The organism is Shimazuella soli (assembly GCF_022511585.1).
GTDB lineage: Bacteria > Bacillota > Bacilli > Thermoactinomycetales > Thermoactinomycetaceae > Shimazuella > Shimazuella soli.
The window spans coordinates 1-7,996 of the sequence record NZ_JAKWBN010000018.1; the positions used below are offsets into that span (position 1 = coordinate 1).

Here is a 7,996-nt window from a genome sequence, read left to right on the forward strand (position 1 = left end):
TGGTGATCATAGCAGAGGGGTTCCACTCGTTCCCATCCCGAACACGACCGTTAAGCCCTCTCACGCTGATGGTACTTGGACCGCAGGGTCCTGGGAGAGTAAGTAGTCGCCAGGCAACACACACAAAACCTACCATAAACGGTAGGTTTTTTCTTTTAGAAAGAATACAGATTGCGAAATTGGATAGTTTAGAAGAAGAAAAGGTTTCTTTTAAAGGCTAGATAATATAAGCTTCATCTACATTATACAGATAATACCATGCGAATACTTGTTTGCAAAGTTATTTCTCAAAAATTGGACTGGTGAAGGGATTTCTTTCACCTCGTCCAACACTCGCTTTCATCCCACGATTAAAACCGTGGGTTTTCTAGATCGTAATGATATAATGAACCAGTTTATTTGCCAGTATATTTTATGACATAATTAAAACACTTATAATTTGAATATGATTAGAAATCTAATAATGGGGGATAATATGAATTCGAACTTTGATGAAGATATTAATCGTTATCATACTTTTTCAGAAAAATGGGACGGAGTAGAGAAAATATATTACGAACCTGATTTGTTACCTTTGTGGGTAGCAGATATGGATTTTCGTTCCCCTTTGCCTGTTAGAGAAGCGATGGCGAAACGAATCGAACATGGAGTATTCGGCTATAACATTCGCATGGAATCGTATTATAATGCAATTGTCGATTGGATGGATAGAAAACACAATTGGACAATTCAGCAAGAGTGGATATGCTATAGTCCAGGTGTAATGCCAGCCATTAGTTTAATCATTAACGATTTTACTCAGCCAGGGGATCATATCCTTGTTCAGCCTCCTGTTTATGCTCCACTATCTGAAGTAGTCATAAAAAATAATAGAAAATTAGTGGAGAATCCGCTTAAGTATGAAAATAACCGCTATACGATTGATTTTATAGATTTAGAAAAGAAACTCGCTCAAGGAATAAAAGTTTTGATCTTATGCAGCCCTCAAAATCCAGTAGGGCGGGTATGGGGGGAAGAAGAACTTACTATACTGGCACAAAAGTGTATCGAGCGAGATGTTCTAATTATTTCCGATGAAATTCACTCTGATCTCATTTATCAAGGCAATAAGCATATTCCGTTGGCTTCTCTATCAGAAGAAATTGCACAACGGTCCATTGTTTGCAATGCACCAACTAAAACGTTTAATTTGCCTGGAGTACAGACTGCTAATATCATTATTCCAAATGAAAAACTTAGGAAACTATACAAGAGTGCACTTAATCGCCATTTTTTACAGTTTAGCAACACTTTTGGGGTCATTGCGACAGAAAGTGCATATCGATATGGTGCAGACTGGCTGAATGAGTGCATGGCTTATGTAGAAAAAAACCTAAGTTTAGTGGATTCCTATTTAAAAGAGCATGTTCCAGAAATGAAGGTTGTCCAGCCAGAAGGTACTTATTTAGCTTGGATAGATTGCCAGGAGCTAAAGTTTGATACTCCAACTCTGATGAAGTGTATGCTCAAAAAAGCGAAAGTAGCTCCTGTTTTTGGTAAAACATTTGGAAGTGAAGGAGAAGGATTTTTACGGTTAAACCTCGCTGCTCCAAGGTCTTTGATCCAGAGAGGTCTTCAACAGATGTCAACTGCAATACATGAATATCGAGCAGCCAGAAAAAATGTATAACAAAAGCAACAAGTTGGCCCATTGATGGTTCCAACTTTTTTTAGCTTTATGGGGGGATTTTTTCATATATTTGTCGATTTTTCACGCAGCCCTATTGTTTCCTGCTTTTTCTGTCTTTCTCATTTTTTATTTATGTCTTTTATCGACCCCATAAGGAGGATGTTTCCAGAAACTCATTGTTTCTTATGGTACAACAGGTATTTTCTTGTTATGATAGAAAAATGACTGTTGAAGCATTGTCATATTTTCAAGGGCTTTTTTTCGTTAAGATGGAATAACAAATACTTTTTTTGATAGAGTTCGAAATAGAAATGGTTTTCATTTTCAATTGAATGTGGAAAGGACTTATGCAATGGATAAAGTGTTAGTTTATTTCCCCTTTGCGCTTGCCGAAAAAGCCGATAGTGGATCAAAAGTACGCCCACTAAAAATGATTGAAGCATTTGAGAAGTGGGGAGATGATCAAGGGTTAGAAGTTATTGTCGTTTCTGGTGAGTCAAAAGAACGAGAAACGAAATGGAATGAACTGCTCCAACAAAATGCTTTGACCAATGTTCGATTTTGTTATGCTGAAAATCAAACTATCCCTATTTGGTTAACAGATAAAAATCATATTCCCAGCAGACCTTTTATTGATAAAAAAGTTTTTCAATACCTCAAACAACATCAAATCCCGACAGGCATTTTTTACCGGGATGTGTATTGGAAATTTGATGAACTCTATCCGCTAAAAGGTTTGAAAAAACGATTAATGCAGTGGCTTTATCGCAGAGAAGAAAAATTTTATGAGAAATATGCAGATGCCATATTTTTGCCGAGCTTAGAAATGGGTAAGTATGTAGATATAAATAGGACAAAAGTAGCTCTCCCTCCAGGTGGAAAAGAAGTAGCATTCCAAAAAACAAATCGAGAAGGCAATCGAGTTCGTGCGATTTATGTAGGTGCAGTCAAACATGCAGATAATGGCCTGCCGCTCCTATTGGAAACATTGGAACGTATACAAAAAGAAAACCTACCCTTATCCTTGACGGTTGTCTGTAGAGAGGCAGAATATCAAGGGTTATCGGATGAACAAAAAGAAAAAATGAAACAATTACAAGTAGACATTAGACATATATCTGGTGCAGAATTAGATGCATTGTATATGGAAATAGATTTTGCCTATTTGCCAAGAACTAAAAGTACATACAATGATTTCTCTGTTCCTGTGAAGTTAGTGGAGTATTTGTCTAATTATTTGCCAGTGTTGGCCAGTGACTGTACTGCACAACAACGATTTGTGGAAAGTGGACCATATGGTGTAGTTGCTGGTGCAACGACTGATGCGATGGTAGCTGCAACTAAAAAAATGATGGAACAGCATCAAACTTTTTTGAAAACCATTCAGGAGAAATTTTTAGCAAGTAACTCATGGATTGCTCGTGTTCAGGCAGTAAATCAAACCTTAACAAAAAACAAAACGGAGTTATAGCTATGAAAATCGCTTTATTTGCCCCCAGTACATCTACACATACACAAAAATGGGCATTAGGACTGAAACAAAAAGGATTAGAAGTTTGTGTTATCACGTTTTCGAACCATTATTCTAAAACTCATGCAGAACGAGTGGAAACGTATGCTTTGCCACAATACTTGCCAGGAAAACTTTCCTATCTAACTACTGTATTTGCTCTTCGTAGTTTACTGTCGCAAATAAAGCCTGATATTGTTCATGCTCACTACGCTTCTAGTTATGGGTTTGTTGCAGGATTAGCTCGTATTCATCCTCTGTTTTTATCCGTATGGGGGAGTGATATTTTTCAATTTCCTAAGAACACGTTAAATACACGAATTTTATCTTACTCTCTTACCTCTGCAGATGTTCTCTGTTCTACAAGTCGTGCAATGCTTGAAGAGACGAAAAAATATATAGATAAATCAATTGAATTGGTTCCATTTGGAGTAGATACGAATCATTTCGTGTATGACCCATCACAGAAATCGAGCGGTGAATTTCATATTGGAATTGCTAAAGGTTTGAAGGATATATATGGATATCCTAAACTAATAGAGGCATTTTCTAAATTAGTGAAAGAAGAAGATTGTGCTCATCTAGTCATTATTGGTGATGGCCCAGAGAAAGAGCGTTATCAGCAGATGGTAAAGGAGCGGCAACTGGAAGAAAAGGTGACTTTTGTTGGCTTTGTTCCTCAAGAGGAACTTCCTCAGTTACTTAGTCAATTGGATTTATTCATACTTCCATCCGAAAGTGAGAGCTTTGGAGTGTCTGCATTGGAAGCAGAAGCTTGTGGGGTGCCTGTAATCGTAAATAACGTGGGTGGATTACCTGAGGTCGTAAAACATGGAGAAACTGGGATGATTATTCCAAATAATGATCCTGAAGAGATTTATAAAGCAATGAAAACATTGTTGAATGACGATTTTAATCGGCATCAGATGGAAGTGAATGCAGTTCAGTTTGTGAAAGAAAACTACCAATGGGACGATTGTGTCCAAAAAATGATTGATCTTTATCAAGCAAACTTAAACAAAACAAATTAGAAATTATGGACAAAGGATGAATAAAAAATGAATGAAGAAGCGAAAAAATCGTATGCTTTTTACGATTATCTTGCTTTTATGTGGCAGAAGAAGTTCTGGTTGATTGCAATCCCTATCATCACCATTATCATCGCGGTTATTGTGAGTGCTGTAACAAAGCCAACATATCAAGGAACAGTATTATTTAATGTGGCTGATTCGACAGATGATAAAGTAACAGTTCCTGATATTATCATGTCAAATTATCAAGATTTATTGCCAAAAGACATTCAACCTACTTTACAAGTAATTGTTCCAAAGTATAAGCAGGTGCAAATTCAACTTAGTGGGAAAGACAAAGACGAAGTCCAAAAAGGATTTACAAAAGTATCCAAAGCTTACTATGCAGATTTGCAAAAAGTATTTCAACAAAAGATCAATATGTCAAAACAATACATGGCTACTTTGCAACAACGAGTAACTGCATTGGAACAGGCTTCAAAAGTGATCAAGCCATCTGGATCTAATGTCGATGCGTTCACAAATCTTCAAAAAGAATTAGCAACAAGACAAGAACAGTTACAATCGAGTAAGTTAGATTTGGCTAGCGCTCAAGCTCCTGTAATTGTACCGCCTTCTTCGTTAAATAATCTTATTGTTACAGAGAAAGCATCGCCCTGGAAAGCAAACATTATTATTGCATTGCTTGCTGGTATAATTTTAGGAATGGTGGTAGTAACACTCTGGAAATATATATTGGATGCAAAATCATCTCGAAATCAACCATTGTAGGAGATGTTAGCCTGTGTTGGCCCAACTAAAGAGATTAGCGGGAGATTCGTTTTTATATGCTTTGATGAGTGTGAGCACAAAATTGATCGCATTTATCATGTTTCCGATCTATACACATTACATACTGCCTTCAGAGTATGGTGTATTGGGGATTATTGATGGCACCATTGGTATATTAGGGTATTTTGTCATCTTTGGTACAGATACAGCCTTGGCCTTTTATTACTTTGAAGAAAAAGACCAAGAGAAAAAGCTACAGTATGTGCAAAATGTTATGGCTTTTCGATTGCTAGTAGCAGTTGGACTTACAGTAATCGCACTTCTAGCTGGGAATAACCTCGTACCATGGTTAAATATTAGTAGTAAGTTGATGCCGTTTTTCTATTTATCGCTCGTCACTTTGCTACTTGATTCAATAAATGTGTTAGCTTTGACCGTTTATCGATATGAGATGCGGACTTTACGGGTAGTATTATTAACGGTAGCAAAGATGTTGTTTATTGCCGCCCTATCGTATATACTTCTCGTTTATTGGTCAGGGTCGATTGGAAGTATTGTTTGGGGCAGGATAATCAGCATAACTGCTGTTATACTTCTTTCTGGTAAACAAATGCTCAAGTACCTCAAACTTCGTTTTGATAAGGAAATTTGGATAAAAGTATTACATTATGGGGCTCCATTGGTTCCAGCATCTTTATCTTTCTGGGTGATGGGATCATCCAATCGTTATATTATCGCAGCAATGGACAATACAACTTCGGTAGGGATATATGTAGCAGCCTTTCAATTTGCTACAATGATCAGTTTACTTACCTATGGTATTCAAATGGCTTGGAGACCATATTCGATGCAAATGAAAGATCACCCAGATGGCAAAGTATTTTTTGCAAAAGCATATACGATTATATTTACTGTTGGGATGTTCGGCATTGTTTTGGTGACAAGTGTGATGCCGTTAGTTATTTTGCTGCTGGACCCTAAGTATCAAACATCTTATCAGTATGTAGGATTTCTATCATTAGCATCGTTTTTAAATTTTTTCTACATTATTGTGTCATCAGGTTTATTGTTTGCAAAGAAAACAAAGTCAATCTCGGGAATTTTGGTGTTTGCAGCCATTCTCAATATTGGGTTGAATATTGCATTGTACCTCCCATTTGGACTTTGGGGAATCGTAGTTTCCAATGTGATTGCATATTTACTAACATGCATTCTCGTTTTTATTCAAAGTCAAAAATACTATCATGTTCCTATGCAAGTTGGAAAGATGTCTTTCTTATTTATTCAAAGCGTGATTACTATTGCTGTGATGGTGTATTTACAAGTACAAAACTATGCGGCTTGGTATCAGATTTTCCCATGGATTTATTTTCTTGTGTCTCTAGCGATTTGTCGAATTGACCGCGAATTTATGGGTTTAAAAACCAAGTAGTCATCAGGAGGAAGTTTAAGTGATTTGGATTCTAGCGTGGATACTTACTCTAATCATCGGTGTTTGGTTACTACACAAAAGCTCAGGTGGGCTGTCATTAAACAAGCCTAATTTACACCTGGTGATATTTGGGTATGTCTACCTTCTTTCCAGTTTGATCGGTTCTCTTTTGATCGTATTGGAAATAGATCATTCCTACATTATTAATAAGCTTCTTTTTCCTGAATCCAGACAACTTGGTTTTATTTTAGTCTGCGGATCATTTTTGTTGTTCGCTTTTACAACTGTTATAGTCTCTAAAATCATAGGTTTTAAGCCGGATTTAGAATTTAATAAGTATTGGAATGCTCCTGTAGATGAAGTCTTTTTATCTGAACCAAATAAAAAGTTGTTTTTCCGTATTTTTTTAGGTTTAAGTGTCATCAGCATATTATCTGTTATTTATACCCTGTTACATACGAGTACCATTCCTCTTTTTTCGGCTCTGCTCGGGCATACTGCTGATTTGGCAAAAGGGAGAATTGATGCGAAGGAAGGGTATACAGGTATCGTTTATGTAAAAAATATTTTGGCAATTGGACTCACTCCGTTGTTGTCAATCGTTGCATTCGCCTATGCTTTAAAAACGCGTCTTTGGTCTTGGAGAGTATTATTTGGTTTGTTATTTGTAGCAGCTGTGGTTATTCAAGTCTATAACTTTGAAAAAGCACCTACACTTTTTTATATGATCATGTTGATATTGACTAGTATCTTTGTTGGAAAATTAAAGTTAAACTTGCGTTTGATTCTTTTGTTTACGGCAGTGGGAGTAGCTTACATTGTTGTGATGTATACATTACTAGGTGCTTCGGGGAGTTCTACCTTTCTGAATTATTCTCAAGGTCCTATTGGAAGGATCATATTGACCCAAATTGCTCCGATGTATATTTTTGTCGATCGTTTCGGTGAAGTATATCCATTTCTGCATATCTATGGTTTACCTGACTCTATTCTTCAATTGTATCATGTAGATCAAATGAGAAGTGCCAGAGTAATTATGATGGATCTATTTCCAGAGAAAGTACAAGAGGGAACAGCGGGTGTGCTCAATACTCTTTATGTAGGGGAAGCATATGCTACCTATGGTGTGTGGGGAGTAATATTAGGAACCGTCTATTTAGGCGTTTTTGTTCAAGTTCTTTATGTTTTATTTGTTCGTTTACCTAAACATCCTGTCTTTTTAAGTTTATTTGTCTTCTTTATTGTCAATATTCCCCGGGCAATGGTGGGCGGTTTTTCAGATTTAGTGATAAATCCTGTATGGATTGTATTGTTTACTATTGTCACTTTCCCATATGCTGTAGTCCGGTTGAAGGAAACATGGCCAAAATCAATAAAAAAAGTGAAAAAAAGTAGTTGACTTTGATTTTTAAGCGTGTTATATTATTACTTGTCGCAGCGACAGTAGCGGAGAGACGATGAAAAAGAAGTTGTTCCTTGAAAACTGAAGAGTGAGATCACAAACCTGTTAATTTTTTAAAAGCTAGCAATGAGCAATCAAGCTTTTCTATCATGGAGAGTTTGATCCTGGCTCAGGACGAACG

Annotated in this window: 6 protein-coding genes and 1 rRNA gene; all 7 read left to right on the forward strand. The window is 36.6% G+C overall.

Features of this window, described 5'->3' with window-relative positions:
- A 5S ribosomal RNA gene (rrf, locus tag MK805_RS17620) occupies positions 1-115 on the forward strand; the annotation flags it as partial.
- 360 nt (positions 116-475) lie between these two features.
- Positions 476-1,669: a MalY/PatB family protein gene (locus MK805_RS17625; RefSeq protein ID WP_240877232.1), complete on the forward strand. Its 1,194-nt coding sequence runs from the start codon at positions 476-478 to the stop codon at positions 1,667-1,669.
- A gap of 352 nt (positions 1,670-2,021) precedes the next feature.
- A complete protein-coding gene (locus MK805_RS17630) occupies positions 2,022-3,140 on the forward strand; it encodes a glycosyltransferase (RefSeq protein WP_240877233.1) in 1,119 nt (372 codons plus the stop codon).
- Between the two features lie 2 nt (positions 3,141-3,142).
- The gene (locus tag MK805_RS17635) at positions 3,143-4,210 is read left to right on the forward strand and encodes a glycosyltransferase (protein ID WP_240877234.1); all 1,068 of its coding nucleotides are present in this window, start codon (positions 3,143-3,145) and stop codon (positions 4,208-4,210) included.
- Positions 4,211-4,237: 27 nt separating this feature from the next.
- Complete coding sequence (locus MK805_RS17640; RefSeq protein WP_240877235.1) at positions 4,238-4,981, forward strand: Wzz/FepE/Etk N-terminal domain-containing protein; 744 nt, start codon at positions 4,238-4,240, stop codon at positions 4,979-4,981.
- Positions 4,982-4,994: 13 nt separating this feature from the next.
- On the forward strand, positions 4,995-6,413 hold the full coding sequence (locus MK805_RS17645) for a lipopolysaccharide biosynthesis protein (RefSeq protein WP_240877236.1): 1,419 nt from the start codon (positions 4,995-4,997) through the stop codon (positions 6,411-6,413).
- Positions 6,414-6,432: 19 nt separating this feature from the next.
- Positions 6,433-7,812, forward strand: a complete 1,380-nt coding sequence (locus MK805_RS17650) for an oligosaccharide repeat unit polymerase (RefSeq protein ID WP_240877237.1) — start codon at positions 6,433-6,435, stop codon at positions 7,810-7,812.
- Positions 7,813-7,996 lie beyond the last annotated feature (184 nt).